Source organism: Colwellia sp. MB3u-55, from assembly GCF_014076785.1.
Classification (GTDB): domain Bacteria; phylum Pseudomonadota; class Gammaproteobacteria; order Enterobacterales; family Alteromonadaceae; genus Colwellia_A.
In genome coordinates this window covers 1-351 of sequence record NZ_JACGUS010000092.1, presented here as the reverse complement: position 1 = coordinate 351, position 351 = coordinate 1, and the positions used below count along the sequence as shown (strand labels likewise).

The window sequence follows — 351 nt, the reverse complement described above, 5'->3', positions numbered from 1 at the left end:
AAGTGAACTGACGACCTGATTTTATACTTATATCTTAAGTTGGTTGCGGGAGCCAGATTTGAACTGACGACCTTCGGGTTATGAGCCCGACGAGCTACCAGACTGCTCCATCCCGCGTCCGAATGTCCTAATAACTTCTTAGGAAAGCCAAGTTGTTTTGATTCAAACTTAAGAATTAGCTCTTTATACTTGAGTTAAAGTTGGTTATCGGAGCCCATATCTTTCGAAAGTGAACTGACGACCTGATTTTATACTTATATCTTAAGTTGGTTGCGGGAGCCAGATTTGAACTGACGACCTTCGGGTTATGAGCCCGACGAGCTACCAGACTGCTCCATCCCGCGTCCGAAT

2 tRNA genes are annotated in these 351 nt (G+C 44.7%); both read right to left on the bottom strand.

The window, feature by feature from the left end:
• Nucleotides 1–40: 40 nt before the first annotated feature.
• A tRNA-Met gene (locus H4J66_RS05170) sits at nucleotides 41–117 on the bottom strand.
• Between the two features lie 150 nt (nucleotides 118–267).
• Nucleotides 268–344, bottom strand: a tRNA-Met gene (locus H4J66_RS05165).
• Nucleotides 345–351: the final 7 nt, after the last annotated feature.